This window comes from Chromobacterium vaccinii (genome assembly GCF_001855275.1).
GTDB classification, from domain to species: domain Bacteria; phylum Pseudomonadota; class Gammaproteobacteria; order Burkholderiales; family Chromobacteriaceae; genus Chromobacterium; species Chromobacterium vaccinii.
This window is the reverse complement of the sequence record NZ_CP017707.1, coordinates 1880861-1903747: the sequence shown is the minus strand read 5'-3', so window position 1 is coordinate 1903747 and position 22887 is coordinate 1880861. Positions and strand designations below refer to the sequence as shown.

21 protein-coding genes are annotated in these 22887 nt (G+C 62.6%); 12 read left to right on the top strand and 9 right to left on the bottom strand.

From position 1 onward, the window contains the following. Window positions 1-50: 50 nt before the first annotated feature. Window positions 51-530 carry an FKBP-type peptidyl-prolyl cis-trans isomerase gene (locus tag BKX93_RS08780; protein ID WP_046158165.1) on the bottom strand — a complete coding sequence of 160 codons (480 nt, stop codon included), beginning with the start codon at window positions 528-530 and terminating at the stop codon, window positions 51-53. Between the two features lie 141 nt (window positions 531-671). Between BKX93_RS08780 and BKX93_RS08775 the strand changes: the two genes are divergently transcribed. Next, window positions 672-1805, top strand: coding sequence for a ribosomal protein uL16 3-hydroxylase (locus BKX93_RS08775; protein WP_070979543.1), 1134 nt, complete (start codon window positions 672-674; stop codon window positions 1803-1805). Window positions 1806-2529: 724 nt separating this feature from the next. On the opposite strand, the gene bamC is transcribed toward BKX93_RS08775, so the two are convergent. Together bamC and dapA are read right to left on the bottom strand one after the other, a co-directional pair. After that, window positions 2530-3639, bottom strand: coding sequence for an outer membrane protein assembly factor BamC (bamC, locus tag BKX93_RS08770; protein ID WP_070979541.1), 1110 nt, complete (start codon window positions 3637-3639; stop codon window positions 2530-2532). Between the two features lie 26 nt (window positions 3640-3665). After that, a complete protein-coding gene (gene dapA, locus BKX93_RS08765) occupies window positions 3666-4541 on the bottom strand; it encodes a 4-hydroxy-tetrahydrodipicolinate synthase (protein ID WP_046158162.1) in 876 nt (291 codons plus the stop codon). A gap of 313 nt (window positions 4542-4854) precedes the next feature. Here dapA and BKX93_RS08760 point away from each other — a divergent pair, with 313 nt between their 5' ends. Together BKX93_RS08760 and fabG are read left to right on the top strand one after the other, a co-directional pair. After that, window positions 4855-6486, top strand: coding sequence for an ABC-F family ATPase (locus BKX93_RS08760; protein ID WP_046158161.1), 1632 nt, complete (start codon window positions 4855-4857; stop codon window positions 6484-6486). A gap of 213 nt (window positions 6487-6699) precedes the next feature. After that, the gene (gene fabG / locus BKX93_RS08755) at window positions 6700-7440 is read left to right on the top strand and encodes a 3-oxoacyl-ACP reductase FabG (protein ID WP_011137123.1); all 741 of its coding nucleotides are present in this window, start codon (window positions 6700-6702) and stop codon (window positions 7438-7440) included. Window positions 7441-7686: 246 nt separating this feature from the next. Here the strand turns inward: fabG and cysB are convergent, their stop codons facing one another. Then, on the bottom strand, window positions 7687-8631 hold the full coding sequence (cysB, locus tag BKX93_RS08750; RefSeq protein ID WP_021479010.1) for an HTH-type transcriptional regulator CysB: 945 nt from the start codon (window positions 8629-8631) through the stop codon (window positions 7687-7689). A gap of 112 nt (window positions 8632-8743) precedes the next feature. Here cysB and BKX93_RS08745 point away from each other — a divergent pair, with 112 nt between their 5' ends. From BKX93_RS08745 to ispH, 8 genes are all read left to right on the top strand, one after another. Then, entirely contained in the window at window positions 8744-9448 is a 705-nt protein-coding gene (locus BKX93_RS08745; protein ID WP_070979539.1) for a phosphoadenylyl-sulfate reductase, read from the top strand. A gap of 43 nt (window positions 9449-9491) precedes the next feature. Beyond that, complete coding sequence (locus tag BKX93_RS08740; RefSeq protein WP_046158160.1) at window positions 9492-11150, top strand: nitrite/sulfite reductase; 1659 nt, start codon at window positions 9492-9494, stop codon at window positions 11148-11150. After that, window positions 11134-11643 (top strand): DUF934 domain-containing protein, encoded by a 510-nt coding sequence (locus BKX93_RS08735; protein WP_070979538.1) that lies wholly within the window; start codon window positions 11134-11136, stop codon window positions 11641-11643. The genes BKX93_RS08740 and BKX93_RS08735 overlap by 17 nt, the downstream gene beginning before the upstream one ends. Before the next feature lie 240 nt (window positions 11644-11883). Beyond that, on the top strand, window positions 11884-12564 hold the full coding sequence (locus BKX93_RS08730; protein WP_021479006.1) for an OmpA family protein: 681 nt from the start codon (window positions 11884-11886) through the stop codon (window positions 12562-12564). Between the two features lie 131 nt (window positions 12565-12695). Then, window positions 12696-13631, top strand: a complete 936-nt coding sequence (locus BKX93_RS08725; RefSeq protein ID WP_070979536.1) for a bifunctional riboflavin kinase/FAD synthetase — start codon at window positions 12696-12698, stop codon at window positions 13629-13631. Further along, a complete protein-coding gene (ileS, locus tag BKX93_RS08720) occupies window positions 13628-16405 on the top strand; it encodes an isoleucine--tRNA ligase (protein WP_046158157.1) in 2778 nt (925 codons plus the stop codon). The genes BKX93_RS08725 and ileS overlap by 4 nt, the downstream gene beginning before the upstream one ends. 69 nt (window positions 16406-16474) lie before the next feature. Then, entirely contained in the window at window positions 16475-16957 is a 483-nt protein-coding gene (gene lspA, locus BKX93_RS08715; protein ID WP_021479003.1) for a signal peptidase II, read from the top strand. A 95-nt stretch (window positions 16958-17052) separates the two neighbouring features. Further along, on the top strand, window positions 17053-17988 hold the full coding sequence (gene ispH / locus BKX93_RS08710; RefSeq protein ID WP_070981752.1) for a 4-hydroxy-3-methylbut-2-enyl diphosphate reductase: 936 nt from the start codon (window positions 17053-17055) through the stop codon (window positions 17986-17988). 62 nt (window positions 17989-18050) lie between these two features. Here ispH and BKX93_RS08705 read toward each other — a convergent pair whose 3' ends face one another. From BKX93_RS08705 to xseA, 4 genes are all read right to left on the bottom strand, one after another. Continuing rightward, on the bottom strand, window positions 18051-18242 hold the full coding sequence (locus BKX93_RS08705) for a hypothetical protein (protein ID WP_046158156.1): 192 nt from the start codon (window positions 18240-18242) through the stop codon (window positions 18051-18053). Window positions 18243-18280: 38 nt separating this feature from the next. Beyond that, on the bottom strand, window positions 18281-18730 hold the full coding sequence (locus tag BKX93_RS08700; protein ID WP_052717360.1) for a hypothetical protein: 450 nt from the start codon (window positions 18728-18730) through the stop codon (window positions 18281-18283). 63 nt (window positions 18731-18793) lie between these two features. After that, window positions 18794-18970 (bottom strand): hypothetical protein, encoded by a 177-nt coding sequence (locus BKX93_RS25090; protein WP_160298959.1) that lies wholly within the window; start codon window positions 18968-18970, stop codon window positions 18794-18796. A gap of 595 nt (window positions 18971-19565) precedes the next feature. Further along, window positions 19566-20930 (bottom strand): exodeoxyribonuclease VII large subunit, encoded by a 1365-nt coding sequence (gene xseA, locus BKX93_RS08690; protein ID WP_082107052.1) that lies wholly within the window; start codon window positions 20928-20930, stop codon window positions 19566-19568. Window positions 20931-21381: 451 nt separating this feature from the next. Here xseA and BKX93_RS08685 point away from each other — a divergent pair, with 451 nt between their 5' ends. Then, window positions 21382-21894, top strand: coding sequence for an O-acetyl-ADP-ribose deacetylase (locus tag BKX93_RS08685; protein ID WP_046158154.1), 513 nt, complete (start codon window positions 21382-21384; stop codon window positions 21892-21894). Here the strand turns inward: BKX93_RS08685 and BKX93_RS08680 are convergent. After that, entirely contained in the window at window positions 21891-22760 is an 870-nt protein-coding gene (locus BKX93_RS08680; RefSeq protein ID WP_021478996.1) for an ion transporter, read from the bottom strand. The two genes, BKX93_RS08685 and BKX93_RS08680, sit on opposite strands and share 4 nt — an antisense overlap. Window positions 22761-22887: the final 127 nt, after the last annotated feature.

The following is a 22887-nucleotide window of genomic DNA, read 5'->3' as shown; positions in this document are numbered from 1 at the left end:
GCGGCCCGGAGGCCGCTTTTTCAGACAGGGCGATGAATCGCCGCTGCCGCTCAGTGGTGGTGGCCGTGTTCGCCGTGGGCGTGGCCGTGGCTGACTTCGTCAGCGCTGGCGGCGCGCACTTCCACCACCTTGGCGGAGAAGCGGATGCTCTGGCCGGCCAGCGGGTGGTTGGCGTCGACGACGGCTTTGCCGTCGGCGATGTCGGTGACGCGGAACAGCAGCAGTTCGCCGGTTTCCGGATCGTCAGCTTCGAATACCATGCCGACTTCGACGTCGGCCGGGAACACTTCCAGATCTTCCACGCGGATCAGCTCTTCTTCCGGGTCGCCGAACGCGTCATCGGAGGTCAGCTTCACGTCGATGGATTCACCGACATTCTTGCCTTCCAGCGCCTCTTCCACCAGAGGGAAGATGCCATCGTAGCCGCCGTGCAGGTAGCTGATCGGCTCTTCGGTCTTGTCGAGCAGGTTATTGTCGACGTCAAACATCTCGTAGTGGATCGTGACGATGGTGTTTTTGGCGATTTGCATGAGTTGGATATCCGTGATGGATGGTAAAAAAACTTGACAGGGACGGTCCCGAGGGTGTTCCTTCCACCGCAAGATAGGACGCTCGCGCGTCCGCTGGCGTAATTGTAAACCATAGACGGGCGGCTGAGCCCGTAAAAGCTGATGAATACCACAAACTTGCTGGGCGGCATGTCGCCCGAACAATTCCTCGCCGAATACTGGCACAAGAAACCTCTGTTGATCCGCGGCGCGTTGACCGATGTCGGCCCGCACGTCGATTTTTCGGTGCTGTCCGAGCTGGCGCAGCGCGACGACGCCGAGTCGCGGCTGATCGAGTACAAGAAGGACAAGTGGCACCTTGAGCGTGGCCCGTTCCGTCCCTCGCGCTTCCGCCGGCTGGCTGACACCGACTGGACGCTGCTGGTCCAAGGCGTCAACCATCACTTGCCGCATATCGACGACATCCTGTGGCGTTTCAACTTCATCCCTTATGCCAGGCTGGATGATCTGATGATCAGCTATGCTCCGCCTGGCGGCACGGTCGGCCCGCATTTCGACGCCTACGACGTGTTCCTGCTGCAGGTGGGTGGCAAGAAGCGCTGGCAGATTTCCTCCCAGCATGACGATGACTTCATCGAGGACGCGCCGATCCGGGTGCTGAAGGACTTCCGCACGGAGCAGGAGTTCGTGCTGGAGCACGGGGACATGCTGTACCTGCCTCCGCACTGCGCGCACTACGGCGTGGCGTTGGAGCCCGGCATGACCTACTCGATCGGTTTCCGCGCGCCGCCGGCGCAGGAGCTGGCGACGCAATTCCTGGTTTATCTGCAGGACCGCGTCTGCCTGGACGGCGTTTATGCCGATCCGGACCTGAAGCTGCAGGCCGATCCGGCGAGGATAGGCGACGAGATGATAGGGCAGGTGGCTGGCCTGTTGTCGCAGATCCGCTGGGACAAGGACACGGTCTGCGATTTTCTCGGCCACTATCTGACCGAGCCCAAGGCGCATGTGTTCTATGACGCGCCGGAAGACGAACTGGACGAAGACGCGTTCGCCGAGGCATTGGCCGAGCGGGGGCTGGAGCTGGACCGCAAGAGCCAGATCCTGTTCTGCGATGCCTGCGTCTACTGCAACGGCGAGAAAGTGGACGTTTCCGATGGTGATTTTGCCGATTGGCAACACTTCGGCAATCGGCGGAGGCTGAAAGCGGGCCGCTATTCCGCCGATATGATGGACGCGCTGTACGATGGTTATCTGTCAGGTTATTGGCATCTTTCGGCAAATGTAGCAGAATAACAACAGTTTTCTTGCTTGTATCGTTCAAGCAACGCGATGGAAGGCTGAATCCAGGGGGTAAACGCCCGTTTTAATGCTTGGGCGGACACATGTCAGTCTGTGCTTGGCATTGTTGTTTTTTTAGATTTTTGCCCTCTATACAGCCATTTTTTTCGTGATACAATTTGCTCACTGATGGATTTTCAGTCGCCCGGCTTATTGTCGAGACCGTGCGATAACTGACGTCTTGTTCAACTTATCCTCAAAGGTAAAGAAAAAATGAAACAGTCGCTCCTCGTTGCTGCCCTGCTGGCCGTAGCCCTGTCCGCTTGCGGTAAAAAAGAAGCTCCGGCTGAAGCCTCCGCTCCGGCAGTTGAAGCGTCCGCTCCGGCCGCTTCCGCTCCGGCAGCTGAAGCTTCCGCTCCGGCCGCTTCCGCTCCGGCTGCTGACGCTTCCGCTCCGGCTGCTTCCGCTGCCAAGTAATTAGCGGCGAGCAACACAAAAAAACCGGCCTCGGCCGGTTTTTTTGCGCCTGCTGTTTGGTGCGGGATCGATGATTTGTAAATGTTTGGTGGAAAAACCACAGTTATTGCTGTCGAATACAAAGCGTTACATATTGCTATCGGTAATCAGCAGCGCTATTTCATCTGGCGGTTTCTAGCGACCGGGCGGCAATTAAATGAATCCCGCATAAGAAACAGCCCGCTTTCGCGGGCTGTTGTTTTTTGGTCCAAGGCTTGTTGCGTTATTGCAGCTCGGTCTGCAGTTTGCCGAGCGCCGCTTTGACGAAGTCGTCGGACAGCGGCTTGCCCTGCTTGTCCTGGATCTGCAGGGTGGTGGTGGCGCCCTGTTCGACCAGCTTGATCCGATACTCGGGGGCGGTCGGTTTGATCGCCTGGCCGTCCTTGTTCTTCCAGAAGGCCAGATTGGACCAGAAGCCGCCGGATTCTTCCTTGTCGGTGTCGCCCTTGGCCGGCTTCACGTAGTACAGGCCCTGGGAACGGTCGCGGTCGGTGACGATCAGGCCGACGCGGTCCAGCGCCAGGCCGACTCGGCGCCAAGCGCGGTCGAAGCCGTCGGACAGCTGCAGCTGGCCGTCGACGATCGGATCCTGCGGCTTGGCCGGCTTGGCCAGCGTCTGCTTGACCTGGTCGCGGGCCTTCTCTTCGTTCATGCCCAGCCGCATCATGAAGCGGCCCAGCAGCTCGGCTTCCAGATTGGGGTCGGTGGCGCGCGGCTGCCACACGGTGTTGGTCTTGCTGTTGTCGGCGTAGACCTCTTCCATGCCGCGGTGCGAGAAGTAGACCTCGGTGCCCTGCGGGGTGTTTTCCAGGCGGATGCGGAACTTGTCGCGCTCGCCGGTGGAGTACACGCTGCCGAGGCCGACGGTTTCCAGCAGCTTGCGCAGGCCGTCGTTAGGCAGTTTGGCGCGGTTTTCCGCCCAGTCGGTTTCCATGATGCCCAGGCCCGGGTCTTCGGTTTTGATCACGAAACCGTTTTCCTGCCAGAACGCCTTCAGCACCGGCCACAGCTCGGCGGCCTTCTTGTTGCCCACCAGTAGCCAGCGTTGGGTGCCGGCGCGTTCCATCTTGATGTTGTCCAGCTGATTGACGGCAACGGGCGAGCCGACCGTCGGTTCCGCGGCGTCGACGTTGGTCGCGGTGGCGCCGCCAGGCAGGTTGTACTTGTTCTGGACTTGCGGCGCGGTCAGATCGGGCGGCACTTCCAGGCTGTTGGCGGTGGTTTTCGGAGCGTCGGACTTGAAGTCCAGAGGCTTGCTCAGCGGTTGCTGGGTGCTGCAGGCGGCCAGAACGCCGCTTGCCAGCAGAATCGCGACGGACGCGCTTCGTTTCATGCTTACTCCCATCTTTCGGGGGTGAATCAAATGACTTCGGCTTGTTTCAGCGCCGCGTCCACCAGAGGTTGGGCGGCGGCGCTCAGCGGGGTCAGCGGCAGGCGGATGCCGGCGGGGATGCGTCGCATCCTCTCCAGCGCCCACTTTGCCGGGATCGGGTTGGGTTCCACGAACAGCTGCTTGTGCAGGCCTTGCAGCTTGTCGTTGATGGCGCGGGCCTTGCGGGCGTCGCCGGAGGTGGCGGCTTGGCAAAGCTCGCTCATTTGTTTGGGCGCGATATTGGCGGTGACCGAGATCACGCCGTGGCCGCCGCACAGCATGAAGGCCATGCCGGTGGCGTCGTCGCCCGAGTATAGCGCGAAGCCTTCCGGCGCGCGCAGCGCCAGATCGCAGGCGCGGCCGATGTCGCCGGTGGCGTCTTTCAGGCCGACGATGTTCGGATGGGCGGCCAGGCGCAGGGCAGTGTCGTTGCTCATGTCGGCGACGGTGCGGCCGGGAACATTATAAAGGATGACGGGCAGCGGGCTTTCGTCGGCGATGGCCTTGAAGTGCTGGTAGATGCCTTCCTGGGTGGGCTTGTTGTAGTAGGGCACCACCGACAGCACCATGTCGGCGCCGACATCGGCCGACAGCTTGCCCAGCTCGATCGCCTCGCTGGTGGCGTTGCCGCCGGCGCCTGCGATCACTTTGACCCGGCCCTTGGCGTACTCGACCACCGCTTTCACCACGGCGATGTGCTCTTCCACCGACAGGGTGGCTGATTCGCCGGTGGTGCCGACGGCGACGATGCCGGCGGTGCCGTTTTCGATGTGGAACTCAACCAATCGTTGCAACGCCGCAAAATCCACCGCCCCATCGTTCGACATCGGTGTTACGAGCGCTACCAAGCTGCCGGTAAGCATAGTTTTGCCTATCTGGAATAAGGATTTACAAGGTTTACGATTGTATCGGAATTCGTCTGGCTGGCAAAAGTTCGTGAGACGCGGCCGCGCGAGGCTTCGGGGAATGGTCCCCGTTGTGATAGAATCCTACGTTTTTCCGATACTTAGAACCTGTTTGAGATCTTGTCCGAAGGCGGCCATTTGATGGGCGCGCCGCGGCGTCAGTCCCCGCCGGAGGCGTTTGGCGAAGCCATGCGCCGGCGAAAAGAGGCCGGGAGACGCTCGCGAAAAGATCGCAAACAGGCTCACGGCCCTGGCTGAAGGATCCTCAAGCGTGATTACCACAAGCAACATTACCATGCAGTTTGGCGTGAAACCTCTGTTCGAGAAGGTTACCGTCAAATTCGGCGAAGGCAACCGTTACGGCCTGATCGGCGCCAACGGTTCCGGCAAGTCCACTTTCATGAAAATCCTGGGTGGCGATCTGGAGCAGACCGCGGGCGAAGTCGCCATCGAGAATGGCTTGCGCCTCGGCAAGCTTCGCCAGGACCAGTTCGGCTATGAAGATCAGCGCGTGATCGACGTGGTGATGATGGGCCACACCGAGATGTGGGCGGCGATGAGCGAACGCGACGCCATCTACGCCAACCTCGAAGCTACCGAAGAAGACTACATGCACGCGGCCGAGCTGGAGGCCAAGTTCGCCGAGTACGACGGCTACACCGCCGAAGCGCGCGCCGGCGAGCTGCTGATGGGCGTGGGCATTCCGGTCGACCAGCACTTCGGCCCGATGAGCGAAGTGGCCCCGGGCTGGAAGCTGCGCGTGCTGCTGGCGCAGGCGCTGTTCTCCAATCCGGACATCCTGCTGCTGGACGAGCCGACCAACAACCTGGACATCAACACCATCCGCTGGCTGGAGCATGTGCTGAACGAGCGCAACTCCACCATGATCATCATCTCGCACGACCGCCACTTCCTGAACTCGGTTTGCACCCACATGGCGGATCTGGACTACAACACCATCCGCATCTACCCGGGCAACTACGACGACTACATGATCGCGTCGGCCCAGGCCCGCGAGCGCCAGCTGTCGTCCAACAGCAAGGCCAAGGAGCGCATCCAGGAACTGCAGGAATTCGTGGCGCGCTTCTCGGCCAACAAGTCCAAGGCCCGCCAGGCCACCTCGCGCCTGAAGCAGGTGGACAAGCTGAAGTCCGAGATGGTGGAGGTGAAGCCGTCCAGCCGCCAGAACCCGTTCATCCGCTTCGAGATGGATGACAAGTTCAAGCTCCACCGCCAGGCGGTGGAGGTGGAGAGCCTGAACAAGGCCTACGACAGCAAGGTGCTGTTCAAGGATCTGAACCTGATTCTGGAGGCCGGCGCGCGCCTGGCCATCATCGGCCCCAACGGCGCGGGCAAAACCTCGCTGGTCAAGTTGCTGGCCGGCGCGTTCGAACCAGCCTACGCCGAAGGCCTGACTGCCGATTACGGCAACATCAAGTGGGCGGAAAAGGCCCAGATCGGCTATTTCGCCCAGGATCACGAGGCGGACTTCGACAGCGACTGGACCCTGAGCGAGTGGATGCGCCAATGGGGCCAGGAGGGCGACGACGAGCAGGCGATCCGCGCCACGCTGGGCCGTTTGCTGTTTGGCGGCGACGAGGTGGGCAAGGCGGTGCGCGTGCTGTCCGGCGGCGAGAAGGGCCGCATGCTGTACGGCAAGCTGATTCTGCAGAAACCGAACGTGATGATCATGGACGAGCCGACCAACCACATGGACATGGAATCGATCGAATCCCTGAACATGGCGCTGGAGAAGTACAAGGGCACCCTGATCTTCGTATCGCACGACCGCCAGTTCGTCAGCTCTCTGGCCACCCACGTGCTGGAGCTGGACGGCAAGGGCGGTTACGACTACTACACCGGCAACTACGAAGACTACCTGGCCAGCAAGGGCCTGGAATAATCCGGTTACGGTCTGTCACAGGCCGTAGCTTTACCGACGGGAGGGCGTGCGCTATATTGCGGTGCACAAACTCCCGTTTTTCATATCCGCGATCCGCGGAAAGACAACAATAATCGGGGATTCGGCCGGGAAGGCCGATGCTGGAGACATCCGGGCTCATCCGTCCTGGCGACCCGATGAGATCTGCAAGCCAGAGAGATAGAAGGAAATCACATGCGTTTGAAAGGGAAAGTATCCATCATCACCGGCTCGGCCAGCGGCATCGGCAAGGCGACGGCGGAGAAGTTCGTCAAGGAAGGCGCCATCGTCGCGGTGTGCGACCTGAATCCGGACGCGGTCAAGACCGTGGTCGATGAACTGAAGGCGCTGGGCGGCGAGGCCTACGGCTACAAGGTGGACGTCACCGACAAGGGTCAGATCGCCGAGATGGTCGCCGACCTGAAAAATCGTTGCGGCCGCATCGACGTGCTGGTCAACAACGCCGGCATCGTCCAGGACGCGCAGCTGATCAAGATGAGCGAAGACCAGTTCGACAAGGTGATCGACATCAACCTGAAGGGCGTCTACAACTGTGCCCGCGCCGTGGTGGACACCATGGTGGAGCAGGGCGGCGGCGTGATACTGAACGCGTCGTCGGTGGTCGGCGTTTACGGCAACTTCGGCCAGACTAATTACGCGGCGGCCAAGTTCGGCGTGATCGGCTTCGTCAAGACCTGGGCCAAGGAGCTGGGCAAGAAGGGCATCCGCGCCAACGCGGTGTGTCCGGGCTTCGTGGCCACGCCGATTCTGAAGGCGATGCCGGAAAAAGTGCTGCAGGCGATGGAAGACAAGGTGCCGATGCGCCGCATGGCCGATCCGGCCGAGATAGCCAACGTCTACGCCTTCCTGGCGTCCGACGAGGCCAGCTACATCAACGGCGCCGCCATCGAGGTGACCGGCGGCCTGACGCTGTAAGCGCTAGCCTGTCCTCCCAAAGAAAACGCCCCGGCTGGTCCGGGGCGTTTGTGTATCGGCTGAGCGAGCGAAGCGAGGCCCCCTTGCAGAGCAAGGGCGGGGGGATGGGGATGCAAACGACAGGCTTGCAAGAGTGGAGGGGCCCGGCTTTGCCGGGCCCTGTAGGTTCGCGCCGAATCATGATATCCGCAGCCGGCGCCCCGGCTGATCCGGGGCGTTTGTGCGTCGGCATGCGTCGGCGGGCGCTCATTCCTCGTCGTCGACGTCGTGGGCCAGCAGCGCCGAGTCCACCTCGCGCCGGTGCAGGTGCGGCGCGAACAGTTCGATGAAGGTGTAGGCGAAGCCGCGCAGATAGGCGTCCTTGCGGATGCCGATCTTGGTGGTGGACGGCTCGAACAGGTGGCCGGCGTCGATCGCCGTCAGGTTGTGGTCGCGCTCGGGCTCGAAGGCCATGCTGGCGATGATGCCGATGCCCAGGCCCAGCGAAACGTAGGTTTTGATCACGTCGGTGTCGATCGCGGTCAGCACCACGTTGGGCGTCAGGCCCTGCTCGGCGAACGATTTGTTGATCTTGGAGCGGCCGGCGAAGGCGAAATCGTAGGTGACGATCGGGTATTGGGCGATGTCGGCCAGGGTCACCTCGCGCTCCAGAGCGGTGAGCGGATGGCCTTTGGGCACCACCAGCGAGCGGTTCCACTCGTAGCAGGGCAGCGTCGCCAGTTCCTTGTACAGAGCGATGCCCTCGGTGGCGATGGCGAGATCGGCCTCGCCGGAGACCACCATGTCGCAGATCTGCGTCGGGCTGCCCTGTTTCAGCGACAGCCGCACCTTGGGGTAGCGGCGCACGAACTCGGCGATGGCCTGCGGCAGCGCGTAACGCGCCTGGGTGTGGGTGGTGGCGATGGTCAGCGCGCCTTCCGACTCGCGGGAGAACTCGTCGCCGACGCGCTTCAGGTTCTGCGCCTCGCGCAGGATGCGTTCCGAGATGCGCAGCACTTCCTTGCCCGGCTCGGACACCGAGACCACCCGCTTGCCGTTGCGGATGAAGACCTGGATGCCCAGTTCATCCTCCAGCAGGCGGATCTGCTTGGAAATGCCGGGCTGCGAGGTGTGCAGCTTCTCGGCGGCCTCGGAAACGTTGAGCCCTTGCTTGGCCACTTCGACCAGGTAGCGGAGTTGTTGTAGCTTCATCTTGGCGATCTATCCTCTATACAACCTGTAGTCATTAAATACTAACACAATATTCTTTTAGGTTTATAAGCGCTTTGGTTAGGATACGCTCGAACCATCCCCGGAGCGCTTAATGAGCCTGGAGTCCAAACTCGCCGCCACCACGGCCCTGTTGCAAACCGTCGCCGCCGAGCACCCCGACGCGGTGCTGGCCAACAGCTACGGCGCCGAAGACATGGTGCTGACCGACCTGATCGCCCGCCTCGATCTGCCGCTGGAAAGCTTCAGTCTGGATACCGGCCGCCTGCCGGCCGAAACCTACGACCTGATGCAGCGGGTGGCCGAGCGCTATCCAGGCCATCCGGTCAGGGTGTATTTCCCCGACACCGCCGCCACCGAGCAGTACGTCAACTTCCACGGGATCAACGGCTTCTACCAGAGCGTCGATCTGCGCAAGTCCTGTTGCCAGATTCGCAAGCTGGAGCCGCTGAAGCGCGCGCTGGACGGACGTTCGGCCTGGATCACCGGCCTGCGCCGCCAGCAGTCGCCTACCCGGCAGGACCTGGCCGACAGGGAGTACGACGCCGATAACGGCCTGGTGAAGTTCAGCCCCTTGCTGGAATGGACCGAGGCCGAGGTGTGGCAGTACCTGAAGGAAAACCAGGTGCCGTACAACGCGCTGCACGACCGGCACTACCCGTCGATAGGCTGCGCGCCCTGTACCCGTGCCATCAGCGCGGGCGAGGATGTGCGCGCCGGGCGCTGGTGGTGGGAAAACCCGGAAACCAAGGAGTGCGGACTGCACGCGAAGTCCAGTCCGCTGCAACGCCCCGTTTGAACCGCCGGCCCGCAGTCGTCGGCATTCCCGCTGGAATCCAAACATGTATCGATACGATGAAGTAGACCATCGGCTGGTGCGAGAGCGCGTGGTGCAGTTCCGCGACCAGACCCGCCGTTTTCTGGCAGGCGAGCTGTCCGAGGACGAGTTCCGGCCGCTGCGGCTGATGAACGGCCTCTACATCCAGCGCCATGCGCCCATGCTGCGGGTGGCGATTCCCTACGGCCACTTGCGCAGCGAGCAGTTGCGCAAGCTGGCCGACATCGCCCGCCGCTACGACAAGGGCTACGGCCACTTCACCACCCGGCAGAACATCCAGTTCAACTGGCCGGAGCTGTCCAAGGTGCCAGACATCCTGGAAGAGCTGTCCACGGTGGAAATGCACGCGATCCAGACCTCCGGCAACTGCGTGCGCAACACCACCACCGATGCCTTCGCCGGCGTGGCCGACGACGAGCTGTTCGACCCGCGGCCCTACTGCGAGATCATCCGGCAGTGGAGCACGATGCACCCGGAATTCACCTTCCTGCCGCGCAAGTTCAAGATCGCGGTGTCCGGCAGCGTGGAAGACCGCGCGGCGACCATGGTCCACGACATCGGCCTGCACGTCAGCCGCAACGAGGCCGGCGAGGCGGGGTTCAAGGTGATCGTGGGCGGCGGCCTGGGCCGCACGCCGATGGTGGGCGAGGTGATCCGCGAGTTTTTGCCGCGCCAGCATCTGCTGACCTATCTGGACGCGGTGCTGCGGGTGTACAACCGTTTCGGCCGCCGCGACAACAAGTACAAGGCGCGCATCAAGATTCTGGTCAAGGCGCTGACGCGGGACGGTTTCGCCGCCAAGGTGGAGGACGAATGGCGCCATCTGAAGGATGGCCCGGCGACCCTCCGCGACGAGGATGTCGTCCATTACGCCAGCTTCTTCGGCGATCCGGCTTACAAGATGCTGGCCGACGACCCGGCCGAGCTGGCCGGGCCGCTGGCCGAGGACAAGGCCTTCGCCCGCTGGTTCGAGCGCAATACCCGCGGCCACCGGCTGTCCGGCTACCGCTCGGTGGTCCTGTCTCTGAAGGAGACCGGCGCGCCGCCGGGGGACATCAGCGCCGAGCAGATGGAAGCCGCCGCCGACTGGGCCGAGCGTTTCGGTTTCGGCGAGCTGCGCGTAGCCCACGAGCAAAATCTGGTATTGCCGGATGTCGAGCAGAAGGATCTGTACACGCTATGGCGCGAGGCGCGGCAACTGCGCATGGCGACGCCGAACATCGGTCTGTTGACCGACATCATCAGTTGCCCGGGCGGCGACTTCTGCTCGCTGGCCAACGCGCGCTCCATCCCGGTGGCCAACGCGATCCAGAAAACCTTCGACGACCTGGACTACTTGTATGATCTGGGCGACATCGCCTGTAACTTCTCCGGCTGCATGAATGCCTGCGGCCATCACCACATCGGCAATATCGGCATTCTCGGCGTCGACAAGAACGGCGAGGAGTGGTACCAGATCACGCTGGGCGGCAGCCAGGGCAGCGACACTGCCATCGGCAAGGTGATCGGCCCGTCTTTCGCCCAGGCCGACGTGCCGGTGGCTTTCTCCAAGATCATGCAGGTCTACATCGAGCGGCGGCAGAACGGCGAGCGCTTCATCGAAACCCTGCGCCGCCTCGGCGCCGAACCGTTCAAGGAGAGGGTGTATGCCCCAGTTCATTAAGGATGGCCGGCTGCAGGCCGACCACTGGCGGCTGTTGCGGCCGGACGAGAGCGGCAAGCTGCCGGAAGCGGATCCTGCCGAGGATGTGATCGTGCCGCTGGCCAGCTGGCTGGCCGATGTCGGCGGTTGGCGCGCGCACGGCGGGGGCGTTGGCGTCTACCTGTCGCCGGACGACGATCCGGCGCAGCTGCAGCCTTATCTGGCCGAGCTGGCGCTGGTCGCCGTGGATTTTCCCGCCTTCACCGATGGACGGGGCTACAGCCTCGCCAGGCTGTTGCGCGAGCGCTATGATTATGCCGGCGAGCTGAGAGCGGTGGGCGATGTCTGGGCGGATCTGATCCGGCCCTTGTGGCAAGTGGGTTTCGACGCCTTTGCGGTCAAGGACGGCAAGTCGCTGGATGATGGTGATTATTACAATACCTTCAGTGATAGCTATCAAGTAACTTACAGGCAGCCGTTGCCACTGTTTCGCCGGCGCGTCACAAGACCGTAATGTGTCGCATGGGAGACACAGCTTCGGGTATAATTTAGCGAAATGTGATGTATTTATACAACGCTGACGCGACAAAGCGCTCGACGCTGTGTTGACATGGTGTTGCAGCATTCCTATAGTGCGGGTTAACTGCATCAACACAGCATGTAGCCATCCCTGATGTTTGCAGTCAACTTAGTTCGCGTGGTCTTTGCGTCAGCCCGCATTGCTACCCATTTTATAGATTAAAGAGGGAATAACATGACTAAACAGCTGAAACTGAGCGCACTGGTTGCCGCCCTGTTGGTTTCTGCTAGCGCTTTTGCTGCCAAACCGGGTTATGCCGTTGACCAATCCACTGACGCAGTGACCCGCAACAGCTACGGCGAATGCTGGAAGACCACCTACTTCGACAAGGCCAAGGACGGCCTGGTTGAATGTGGCGATCGCGAAGCCGCCAAGCCGGTTGTCGCCGCTCCGAAGCCGGCTCTGGTTTCCGTGAAGGAAAAAGTGACCTTGTCCGCCAAGGTTCTGTTCGACTTCAACAAGTCCGTTCTGCGCGCTGACGCCAAGAACGAACTGGACCCGCTGGTCGCCAAGCTGAAGGCCCACGCCGGCAAGGGTTACCTGAACGGTGTTGAAATCGACGGTTACACCGACTTCATGGGTTCCGACAAGCTGAACAACGCTCTGTCCCAGAATCGCGCCGACGCTGTCAAGAACTACTTCGTGAATGCTGGCGTGCCGGCCGAGAAGGTTGCCGCTGTAGGCAAGGGCAAGGCTGAAGCCAAGATGACCGAAGAGTGCAAGGCCAAGTTCCCGAAATACGTGAAGAACAAGAAGCAAAACGCCGAAATCAAGGCTTGCATCGAGTCTGATCGCCGCGTGGAAGTGACCATCGACGCTGTTAAAGAGTCCGTGGTAGAGAAGTCTGGCAACTAATTTTTGCCAAACGCCAAAAAGCCCCGCTGCATGCGGGGCTTTTTGTTTGCCCTCCCTCCGGATCATGTCTGGACGCTATCGCTAGCCGGCGGCTACAATCGAAGGTTTCGGGACGTATGTAAAGACAGCGAATGCAGGTATTTCTGGGGGATCCGCGTCGTTTCGCCCTGCCGGGATGCGCGTTGACCATCGGCAATTTCGATGGCGTGCATCAGGGCCACAGGCGCATGCTGGAACGTTTGCGCTCGGAAGCGCGCGCGCGCGCGTTGCCGACAGCCTTGCTGACCTTCGAGCCGCACCCGCGCGAGTTCTTCGCCCGCGCCAATCCGCCGGCGCGCTTGTCGACCTTGCGCGACAAGTTCGCGCTGCTGGAAGAGCTGGGCTTGATCGATTACGTGTTCGTTTACCGTTTCAACCACAGTTTTTCCAATATGTCGGCGCAGGGCTTCGTCGACCAGGTGCTGGTGCGGGAACTGAACACGCGGTATTTGCTGATCGGCGACGACTTCCAGTTCGGCTCCGGCCGCAAGGGCGATTTCGAGTTGCTGGCCTCCTGTCCGCATTTCGCCACCGAGGCGATGCCGTCGGTGCTGGTCAAGGGCGAACGCGCTTCCAGCACCTTGGTGCGCGAGCGTTTGGCCGCCGGCGATCTGGATTCGGCCAACGCGTTGCTGGGCGGCGTGTACCGGATATCGGGCAAAGTGATGCATGGCAAGAAACTGGGGCGCACGATAGGCTTTCCCACCGCCAACATCCACCTGCCGCATTTGAAGCCGGCGTTGAAGGGCGTGTTCGTGGTGGAGGTTGACGCGCCGCAGGGCCGCCTGGGCGGCGTGGCCAGCCTGGGCCTGAACCCGACGGTCAGCGACACCTTGGATTACAAGCTGGAAGTGCATCTGTTCGATTTCTCGGGCGATCTGTACGGCCAGCGGCTGACAGTACGCTTCCTGAAGAAACTGCGCGACGAAGAGCGCTATGATGATCTGGCGACCCTGGTGGCCCAGATCGAGCGCGACGCGGCCAGCGCCAAGACCTATTTGACAAGTTTGCAGCGAGAGCAGGCATGAGCATCGATTATCGTAAAACCGTAAACCTGCTGGATACACCCTTCGCCATGCGCGGGGATCTGGCCAAACGCGAACCGGCCTGGGTCAAGCGCTGGCAGGAAGAGAAGCGCTACGACAAGCTGCGCAAGCTGTCCGCCGGCCGGCCCAAGTTCATCCTGCATGACGGCCCGCCGTACGCCAACAACGACATTCACCTGGGCCACGCGGTCAACAAGGTGTTGAAGGACATCATCGTCCGCTCCAAGACGCTGGCCGGCTTCGACGCGCCCTATGTGCCGGGCTGGGACTGCCACGGCCTGCCGATCGAGCTGATGGTCGAGAAGCTGCACGGCAAGGACATTCCCGCCGCCAAGTTCCGCGAACTGTGCCGCGAATACGCCAAGGAGCAGGTGGCGCGCCAGAAGAAGGGCTTCATCCGCCTGGGCGTGCTCGGCGACTGGGACAATCCCTATCTGACCATGGATTTCAAGACCGAGGCCGACATCGTCCGCACGCTCGGCAAGATCCATGAAAACGGCTATCTGACCAAGGGCGAGAAGCCGGTGCACTGGTGCATCGAGTGCGGCTCGTCGCTGGCCGAGGCCGAAGTGGAATACGAAGACAAGGTGTCGCCGGCGATCGACGTCGGCTTCAAGGTGATCGACGCCGACAAGGCCTCCGCCGCCTTCGACGCCGACGCATCCGGCGCGCTGGCCGTGATCTGGACCACCACGCCGTGGACGCTGCCGGCCAATCAGGCCGTCGCGGCCGGCGCCAATCTGGATTACCAGTTGGTCGACACGCCCAAGGGCAAGCTGATCCTGGGCAAGGATCTGGTCGAGTCGGCAATGAAGCGCTACGGCGTTGAAGCGTACCGCGTGCTGGGCGAAGCCAAGGGCGAGGCGCTGGAGCTGATCCAGCTGCGCCACCCGTTCTACGACCGCCAGGTGCCGGTGATTTTGGGCGATCACGTCACCACTGACGCCGGCACTGGCTTGGTGCACACCGCGCCGGCCCATGGCCTGGAAGACTTCCAGGCCGGCCTGCAGTACAAGCTGCCTATCGCCAACCCGGTTGCCGACGACGGCCGCTACAAGAGCACCACCGAACTGTTCGCCGGCATGCTGGTATGGGACGCCAACCCGCGCGTGATCGAGACGCTGGAGTCGCACGGCACGCTGGTGCACAAGGCCAAGCTGGAGCACAGCTACCCGCATTGCTGGCGCCACAAGACGCCGATCATCTTCCGCGCCACGCCGCAGTGGTTCATCAGCATGGACCGCCAGGCCAATGGCGGCGAGACGCTGCGCGAGATCAGCCAGCGCGCCGTCGACGCCACCGAGTTCTTCCCGGCCTGGGGCCGCGCCCGTCTGGACGCGATGATCAAGAACAGCCCGGATTGGTGCGTATCGCGCCAGCGCAACTGGGGCGTGCCGATGACCTTCTTCATCCACAAGGAGTCGGGCGAGCTGCATCCGCGCTCAGCCCAGCTGCTGGAGGAAGTGGCGCTGCGCATCGAGCAGCAGGGCATCGAAGCCTGGTTCAGCCTGGACGCCAAGGAATTGCTGGGCGGCGAGGCCGAGCAATACCGCAAGCTGACCGACACGCTGGACGTGTGGTTTGACTCCGGCGCCACCCACTTCGCGGTGCTGAAGCAGCGTCCGGAACTGGCCTGGCCGGCCGACCTGTATTTGGAAGGCTCCGACCAGCACCGCGGCTGGTTCCAGTCGTCGCTGAAGACCGGCTGCGCCACCATCGGCCGCGCGCCGTACAAGCAGCTCTTGACCCACGGCTTCACCGTGGACGACAAGGGCTACAAGATGTCCAAGTCCAAGGGCAACGGCATCGCGCCGGAAGAGATCTGCGGCACCCTGGGCGCAGACATCCTGCGGCTGTGGGTGGCCAGCGCCGACTACTCCGGCGACATGTCGCTGTCGCAAGAGATTCTGAAGCGCACCACGGAAAGCTACCGCCGCCTGCGCAACACTATCCGCTTCCTGCTGTCCAATCTGTCGGACTTCGATCCGCTGGAGCACACCGTGCCGCTGGACAAGATGGTGGAGCTGGACCAGTACGCGCTGTTGCGCGCCCGCGAGGTGCAGGAAAAAGTGGTGGGCGAGCTGTACTCCCGCTACGCCTTCCACCACGTGGTGCAGGAAGTGGTCGGCTACTGCTCGGAAGACCTGGGCGCGTTCTACCTGGATGTGATCAAGGACCGCCTGTACACCACCCAGGCCGGCAGCCATGCCCGCCGCAGCGCGCAGACCGCCTTGTACCACATCACCCGCAGCCTGTTGCTGATGGTGGCGCCCATCCTGTGCTTCACCGCCGACGAGGCGTGGAATGTGCTGGTGGACAGCGAGGAAGAGTCCACGCTGTATCACATCTGGCATGAGTTCCCGGCGCAGGCCGTCGAGCGCGAGGCCGCCTTGTCCGCCAAGTGGCAAGCGATCCGCGAGCTGCGCGTCGCGGTCAACAAGGAGATCGAGGAGCTGCGCAGCGCCGACAAGCTGGGCTCTTCGCTGCAGGCGGAGATCGAAATCGACGCGCCGGCCGAGCTGGCCCGCCATCTGGCCAGCTTGGGCGAGGAACTGAAGTTCGTGTTGATCGTGTCCAAGGCGGGTGTGCGCGAGGCCGGCGAGCTGGCCATCCGGGTATCCCCGTCCGCGCACGGCAAGTGCGACCGCTGCTGGCACTACCGCGCCGACGTGGGCAGCCACGCCGGACACGGCGCTGTCTGCGGCCGTTGCGTCGACAACCTGGACGGCAAGGGCGAGCCGCGCTTGCACGCCTGACCGTCCGCCGGGGCCGCTCAGGCGGCCCCGCCAGCCCATGGATACCGATAGATGGATTCTGCAATGACTATGCCCGGCGCCCGCAGCTGGCCCAAGTGGTTCGCGCTGGCGGCCCTGGTGATCGTACTGGACCAGATCAGCAAGCTGTATTTCAACAGCCGCTTCCAGTACGGAGAAATCCGGCCGGTGGTGGAAGGCTTTTTCAATTTCACCCTGGTCTACAATCCCGGCGCGGCGTTCAGTTTTTTGCACGATGCCGGCGGTTGGCAGAAGTATCTGTTCACCATCCTGGCCTTCGCCGTGTCCGGCTGGCTGGGTTGGAACATCGTCAAGCGGCGTTTTTCCGGCATGATGAACCTGGCCGCGGCCTTCATCATGGGCGGCGCGCTGGGCAATGTGATCGACCGCCTGGCTTATGGCCACGTGATCGATTTCATCATGCTCCACTACTACAACCAGTGGTTTTACCCGGCGTTCAACCTGGCCGATTCCTTCATCTGCGTCGGCGCGGCGCTGATGGTGCTGGACAGCCTGAAAAAACCGTCGAACTGAGACGGCCGCCGTTGTGAATGCAAGGCGATGGCCCGCGCAGCGGGCCATTCGCGCACCTGCCGGGACGCGGTTCCGGCTCGATTGAGGAAATTTTGATGACGAAGACCATCATGCTCGCCAACCCGCGCGGCTTCTGCGCCGGCGTCGACCGGGCCATCGCCATCGTCGAGCGCGCCATCGAGCTGTACGGCGCGCCCATCTACGTGCGCCATGAAGTGGTGCACAACCGCTTCGTCGTCGACGACCTGCGCAACAAGGGCGCGGTGTTCATCGAGGATTTGAAGGACGTGCCGCCCGGCAGCACGCTGATCTACTCCGCCCACGGCGTGCCGCTGACGGTGCGGGCGGAGGCCGAGGCGCTGGGACTGACGGTGTTCGACGCCACCTGTCCGCTGGTGACCAAGGTGCATGTCGAGGTGAAGCGGATGCACAAGGCTGACATGGAAATCATCATGATCGGCCACGCCGGCCATCCGGAAGTGGAAGGCACGATGGGCCAGGTGGATTCCGGCATGTATCTGGTGCAAACGGTAGACGACGTCGCCACGCTGCAGGTCAAGCGCGAGGACGCGCTGTCCTACGTCAGCCAGACCACGCTGTCGGTGGACGAGACCCGCGACATCATCGCCGCGCTGAAAGCCCGCTTCCCCAAGATCCACAGTCCGAAGAAGGACGACATTTGCTATGCGACGCAGAACCGCCAGGACGCGGTGAAGCTGCTGGCCGACCAGTGCGACATAGTGGTGGTGGTGGGGTCGCCCAATAGCTCCAATTCCAACCGCCTGCGTGAAGTGGCGGCGCTGAAGGGCGTGGACGCCTATATGGTCGACAACGCCAGCCTGCTGGAGCCGGAATGGTTCGCCGGCAAGCGCCGCGTCGGCGTCACCGCCGGCGCCAGCGCGCCGGAAGTGCTGGTGCAAGCGGTGATCGACCGCATCAAGGCGTTCGACGTCACTCAGGTCACCGAGCTGCCCGGGGTGGAGGAGAGCACGGTGTTCGCGCTGCCGCTGGCGCTGCGTCCGCAAGCCTGACGCGAATTCCTATCGCAAAAGCCAAGGCCGCTCCACAGGGAGCGGCCTTTTTCATGGCTGGCTCAGGGCTGTGGAACGAAGCCGGTCGTCGGCGGCTTGCGCGGCACGAAGCCGGTGCTCGGCCCGTTATTGGCCTGCCCGCCGGATACGCACTCGATCTCGTCGGCGCTCAGGCGCACCAGTTGGGCGATTTGCAGGCTGTGGTCGAGTTGGGCGTCCCACTCGGTGTGTTGAAGGGTCTGGCTTTGTTTCATGGCGATTTTCCTTTGCTGAGCGATTGCTGGAAGGGGGTTCAGTTGCCGGCGGAGGCGGGCTGGGGCGGAATCCGGGCCTGGGCGATGGCTGCATCCGGCAGACGGTCGATGGATACCACCTGCGGGCAGCGCGCGCAGGCGTCGCGGCCGTGCTGGCTCCACCACATGCAGCGGGGCCGTATCGCGCAGTAGGCCAGCCGGTCCACCACTTCGTCCGCCGCGGCCACCACGCGCTCGGCCAGCGTGCAGCGCGAGGCGGCATTGTCGTGATGGGCGCAACGGGTCTGGGCGCAAGGACCGGCGGTGCGGAACACTTCCTCCGGCGCGATGCCGTCCAATCGGGAACGGTCGATCTCGGCGGCCGGCAGCATTTTCTTCAGATAGATCACGCGGCGTTGATGCGCGCTGCCTCCCACGATGCCGAACACCATATTGCCATCGCCTTCGAAGGTGGAGCTGGGGCAGAGCCGGGTTTGGTCGTTGTTCATATTGGTTCGCGAAGCGCCTGAATGAATGTTCGCCCGCCGGTTGGGCGGAATGGATGGCCGCTTTTATTGCTTGGCTGATGACTGCACGATTTTCCCTGTCATGCGAGGCGGGTTTTCCTGCGTGCCGCCGTTGATCATTTCTATTTCCTCGGCGCTTAATCGCACCATTTTGGCAAGCGCCAAACTTTTCTGGATTTGGTTTTCAAATTCGGCGACGCTATTGATTTGTTTCGGTTTCATGTTTAATGCCTCGTGTTGATGGATTTTCATGCGGCTATTTATCAGCATTGTTTCAATTGCTTGGTTTGTTTTTCTCGCGCTATTTTTATATGACCAATAACAACCATTCAATTGCAGACATTCATTAAAATCAATGCGCTGCGTGGCTGAATGTTTTTGTTGCGGGGCATGATCGCAAAGTGAAATGACGCCGTCAATCTGGAAAGATTAATCTGGATCAGTAAATGCGTGATTTGATAAGAATATGGCGCGGAAGAATAAAATAAGACGGAAATTATTTTAAGCTGCGCTTGGATAAATAATCGGAAAATTATTTACGTGAAAATAAACCGTTTCGGAAGCGTGACGCGGAAATGCAAAAAGACGCCTGCGGCGTCTTTCATGGGATGGAGCTATCAGTCGGAGAGGCCCGTGTAAAACCAGAGGCATGGCGGGGCGCCGTTGATGACGCGCCTGGCTTCGCGCCGCGAGGGTCGCGTTTTAGTGCCGCTAACAAAACCTCGCCAAGAACCTGGGCCAAGGCGCGCCGACGCAGGCAATGCCCGTCGTTCGACAGGGAGACGCAACGCAGGATCGGGGGTTCTGTCAGCGGGTTTTAAAACGGCAGCTGGGCTTGCGCGCCTTCGGAATGCTCGATGCGGGCCTCGGTGCTGCCTTCGGCCAGCCGCAGCGTCACCTTTTCGTGGTTCAGCAGCTCGGCCGGATTCTTGACCGCCTGGCCGTCCTGTTTTTGCACGATGGCGTAGCCGCGCGCCAGCACAGCGTCGGGATTGAGCGCGGTCAGCGTGGCGGCCAGCTGCGCCAGTCGTTGGGCGCGGCGCTCCAGCAGCCGGTCGCGCGCGCGGATCAGCGCGTCCTGCCGTTGCCGCAGCGCCTGCCAGCCTGCATCCAGATCCGGCTGGTGGCGGGAGAGGCGGGTGCCGGCCAGCTGCAGCCGCCAGCGGCCCTGCTCGAAGGCGGCGTGCACGCGTTGCTTCAGCGTTTGCGACAGCGTGTTCAGCCGTTCGCGCTGGGTCTGCAATCTGGCGCCGGGGTGGGTCAGGCGGCGGCCGAGGAAATCCAGCTGCTGGGCCTTGTCGGTCAGCAGCCGGCCCAGCGCCCGCTCCAGCGCGCGTTTGGTCTGCTCCAGCTGAATGGCCAGGTGCTCGCGGTTGGGCGACACCAGCTCCGCCGCGGCGGTCGGCGTCGGGGCGCGGCGGTCGGCGACGAAGTCGCAGATGGTGAAGTCGGTTTCGTGGCCGACGCCGCTGACGGTGGGAATCGGGCAGGCGGCGACGGCGCGGGCGACGATTTCCTCGTTGAATGACCACAAGTCTTCGATGCTGCCCCCGCCGCGGCAGACGATCAGCACGTCCACCTCGCGGCGTTCGCCGGCTTGGCGGATGGCGTCGGCGATCTGCCGGGCCGAGTTTTCGCCCTGCACTTGGGCCGGGTAGAGGATCAGCGGGATGCCCGGCATGCGGCGGCGCAGCGTGCTGACCACGTCGCGCAGCGCGGCGGCGGCGGGGGAGGTGACGATGCCGATGGCGGTTGGGTGGACGGGCAGCTCGCGCTTGCGGGCATTGTCGAACAGGCCCTCGGCCTGCAGCCGCGCCTTCAGCCGCTCGAAAGCCTCGTACAGCCTGCCGAGGCCGGCGGCGCGCATCTCGCCGACGTTGATCTGGAATTCGCCTCTGGCCTCGTACAGCGTCACCTGGCCGCGCAGTTCCACCTGCATGCCTTCCTGCGGCCGGAACGGCAGCATGGACAGCTTGTGGCGGAACATCACGCAGCGGAGCTGGGCGCCGCCGTCCTTCAGTGAGAAGTAGGCGTGGCCGGAGGCGGCCAGCGTCAGGTTGGAGATTTCCCCACCTATCCACACTGGCGGAATGCCCGCTTCCAGCAGGTCCCGCGCCATGCGGTTGAGGGAGGAGACGCTGATCACGTCCTGGCTCTGATCAGGGAAATTGTATCTTGTCAAGTGATCCACAATGCTTCACTGGAGTAAATATTCAAGGGACGCGGGCGGCCTCCCACCTGCGTAGCGTTTGATATCTGATTAAAAATGCAAGCAAATCAATATCTTACAAAAATCAATCCCCGGCGTGAAAAACCAGTGGAAGCCCGGCTTGGCAAGGGTTTAGCCCAACTGTGCACCGGCTTATCCACAAAGTTATCCACAACTGGCCGCAAAGCTCGGCGCAGCCTTGTTCCCTGCCCGGCGTAGCGATTAGGATTGCCAATGGCATGTTGCGTCACTGCCGCAGCCAGAGTAAACGCTTGCTATTTGCCGAAGGCGATTTGTCTCTGTTGTGTCGAATAAATGACAATCGCGTGAATTGAAACCCGCCATCGCGGCAGCGGCCATGATACCACCCGGCGGCTTCCGGCGGCCGGAGATCGGGCGCGGGCCGCGAGGCAAAGGAGACGATATGGAAGATTTGCTGCGATGCGTTCAGGGCGACATCACCAGCATGAAGGTGGACGCCATCGTCAATGCCGCCAACAACAGCCTGCTGGGCGGCGGCGGGGTGGACGGCGCCATCCATCGGGCGGCGGGCCCGGGCCTGCTGGCCGCCTGCCGCCTGCTGGGCGGCTGCCCGACCGGCGAGGCGCGGCTGACCGATGGCTATCTGCTGCCCGCCCGCTACGTGATCCACACCGTGGGGCCGGTATGGCAGGGCGGGGGAGAGGGCGAGCCGGAGCTGCTGGCGGCCTGCTACCGCAACAGCCTGGAGCTGGCCGCGCGCCATGGCGTGGCCAGCATCGCGTTTCCCGCGATCAGCTGCGGCGTTTACGGCTATCCGTTGGAGGCCGCCTGCGTTTTGGCGATCGGCGAGCTGAGGGCCTGGCTGTCCGGCCAGCCCCATGGCCTGCGCGAGGTGAGGCTGGTGGCTTTCGACGCCCGCGCGCAGGAGGCTTACCGGCGGGCGTTCGACGCCTAGCTGACCTCGCCCTTGGCCGGGCGCGGCAGCTGGCCGCCGCAGTGCTTGCAGTGGCGGGCGTCCCAGTCATGCCCCTCGCTGAAACAATGCGGGCACAGCCGGGTGGCGGAGCGGTTTTCGGAAGGCTCGGGCGGGGAACTGCGGGCGATCTCGGCGCTGACGATGCCGGTGGGCACCGCGATGATGCCGTAGCCGGTGATCATCACCAGGCTGGCCAGCGCCTGTCCCAGCGGCGTTTTCGGCGTGATGTCGCCGAAGCCGACGGTGGTCAGCGTGACGATGGCCCAGTAGATGCTGATCGGGATGCTGGTGAAGCCGTGCTCGGGGCCCTCGATCACATACATCAGCGTGCCCAGCACGATCACCAGCAGCACCACGGTCACCAGGAACACGGTGATCTTGCGCTGGCTGGCCATCAGCGCCTTGCGCAGTTGGGCCGCCTCGCCCAGGTGGCGGCTGAGCTTGAGGATGCGGAACATCCTCAGCAGGCGCAGGATGCGCACGTCGGCTAGGAAGCGGCTTTCCGGGATGAAGAGGCCGAGGTAGAGCGGCAGGATGGACAGCAGGTCGATGATGCCGAAGAAGCTCTTCACATAGCGCATCGGCTTGTGCACGCAGATCAGCCGCAGCGCGTACTCGATGGTGAACAGCAGGGTGAACAGCCAGTCCAGCACGGTCAGCAGCGTGCCGTAGCGCTGGCGTATCGACGACACGCTTTCCAGCATCACGCAGGCGACGGAGAGCAGGATGGCGGCGATCAGCGCCATGTCGAAAATGCGTCCGGCGCGGGTGTCGGCCTCGTAGATGACGATGTACAGTTTGCGCCGCCAGCCGGACAGCGGGATCAGGGTTTCCTGAGTGGGCATATGAACCTTGCCTGTGTTTGCATTGACTATAACAAAGCGGTTTGAGTCCGCCGGCGTTTTCTCCGCAGCGGCGCCGGGCCTGTTTTCGGGCCGGCCGCGGGCGGATGCGCGGCGGGTTAGAGAGGGT